The sequence below is a fragment of the Actinosynnema sp. genome (assembly GCF_052038725.1).
This window is the reverse complement of sequence record NZ_JBQGCX010000985.1, coordinates 1-1,940: the sequence shown is the minus strand read 5'-3', so window position 1 is coordinate 1,940 and position 1,940 is coordinate 1. Positions and strand designations below refer to the sequence as shown.

Genomic DNA, 1,940 nt, shown 5'->3' with positions numbered 1-1,940 from the left:
CAGTACGGCCAGCAGCCCCAGTCGGGGCAGTTCGGGCCGCAGCCGGGGCAGTTCGGGCAGCAGCCGGGCCAGCCCGGTCAGTACGGACAGCAGCCCTACGGCCAGCCCGGCCAGCAGCCCGGGTACGGCCAGCCCGGTCAGTACGGCCAGCAGCCGGGGCAGTTCGGGCAGCAGCCCTACGGCCAGCCCGGCCAGCCCGGCTTCGAGCAGTACGGCGGCGTCCCGCCCAAGAAGAAGAGCCCCCTGCCCTGGGTGCTCGGCGGCGTCGGCGCGCTCGTGGTGATCGGCGTCGTCGTGACGCTGGTGATGGTGCTCGGCGGCGGTGGCGGCAGCAGCGCGCAGGAGGTCGCCGAGCGCTACGTCGCGGCGGCCAACGGCGACGGCGAGCTGGGCGAGGACATGCTCTGCGCCGCGGACGCGGCCAAGATCGCCGAGCTGAACAAGCAGTTCGAGAACATGGAGAAGCCGGACCTCGGCGACCTCCCCGACTCGCCCGCCTCGCAGATGAAGACCACGAACACCCTCGGCAAGGTGACCGAGAACGGTGACAAGGGCACTTTCGAGGTGATCGTGAAGTTCGAGAACGTGCCGGACATCATGAAGGACTACGTCAAGGACACCACGCGCACGATGGACGTGGTGAAGGAGGACGGCGGCTGGAAGGTCTGCAACGTCTTCAAGGCGCCGGAGACCACCACCCTCGGCGGCTGATCCCCCTCCCTGAGCGGCGAGAACGCCCCGGCGACCACCAGGTCGCCGGGGCGTTCCGCGTGCGGGGCCCGCTCAGCCCTTGGACGGCCTGCGCTGCGGGCGCGGCGGGGTGACGCCGTCGGCGAGCCTGCGGGTGGTCAGCAGGAACGCGGTGTGCGCGATCATCCGGTGCTCGGGGCGCACCGCCAGGCCCACCACGTGCCACGGCCGCACGAGCGTCTCCCACGCCTGCGGCTCGGTCCAGTGCTGCTGCTCGCGCAGCGCCTCGGTGACCTTCGACAGCTGCGTCGTGGTCGCCACGTACACCACGAGCACGCCGCCGGGGATGAGGTTGGCGGCCACGGTCGGCAGCACGTCCCACGGCGCGAGCATGTCCAGGACGACCCGGTCGACCTCGCCGGTGTGGGTGGCCAGGTCGTCCACGGTCAGCGACCAGTTGGCGGGCCGCTCGCCGAAGAACTGCTCGACGTTGCGGATCGCGTGGTCGGCGTGGTCCTGGCGGACCTCGTAGGAGGTCACGCTGCCCTTCTCGCCGACCGCGCGCAGCAGCGAGCAGGTCAGCGCGCCCGACCCGGCGCCCGCCTCCAGCACGCGCGCGCCGGGGAAGACGTCGCCGTACATGACGATCTGCGCGGCGTCCTTGGGGTAGATGACCTGCGCGCCCCTGGGCATGGACAGCACGTAGTCGGCGAGCAGCGGGCGCAGCGCCAGGAACGAGGTGCCGCCCACGGAGGTCACCACGCTGCCCTCGGGCTGCCCGATCAGCTTGTCGTGCGGCAGCGCGCCGCGGTGCGTGTGGTACTCCTTGCCCGGTTCGAGCACGATGGTGTAGTGCCGTCCCTTCGGATCGGTCAACTGCACCCGGTCTCCGGGCTGGAACGGACCACTGGCGGTGCTCACCGCGACGAACCTCCTGCGCGAAACTGCCCGCGACCTGCGGACGGGCACGATGGTCGCAGAAGCCCCCCGACCGGCTACCGGCGGGCCAGCAGCTTGGCGGAGCACCAGACCGGCCCGGTGACCAGCCCCACCCCGCACACCCGCGCGACCAGCCGCAGCGAGGCCAGCAGCGGCGCGACCCGGGCCAGGCCACCCGCGACCAGGGCGAGCAGCCCGATGACGGCGGCGGCGATGACGCCCGCGAGCACCGCCTTGCCCCACTCCCGCCACTCGTGGGCCGCGTGCTCAGGGCCGTCCTTCGGCGGCTTGACCGGGGGCGGTCCGCCCGC

2 protein-coding genes and 1 pseudogene are annotated in these 1,940 nt (G+C 72.5%); 1 reads left to right on the top strand and 2 read right to left on the bottom strand.

Annotation, left to right across the window (positions count from 1 at the left end):
* Nucleotides 1–711: Rv0361 family membrane protein (locus ACTUAL_RS20880; protein WP_440901432.1), on the top strand; the 711-nt coding region annotated here is incomplete at its 5' end.
* A gap of 72 nt (nucleotides 712–783) precedes the next feature.
* Here ACTUAL_RS20880 and ACTUAL_RS20875 read toward each other — a convergent pair.
* Both ACTUAL_RS20875 and ACTUAL_RS20870 read right to left on the bottom strand, forming a co-directional pair.
* Nucleotides 784–1,611 carry a tRNA (adenine-N1)-methyltransferase gene (locus ACTUAL_RS20875; protein ID WP_096492749.1) on the bottom strand — a complete coding sequence of 276 codons (828 nt, stop codon included), beginning with the start codon at nucleotides 1,609–1,611 and terminating at the stop codon, nucleotides 784–786.
* 74 nt (nucleotides 1,612–1,685) lie between these two features.
* Nucleotides 1,686–1,940: pseudogene (locus ACTUAL_RS20870) on the bottom strand (hypothetical protein); the annotation flags it as partial.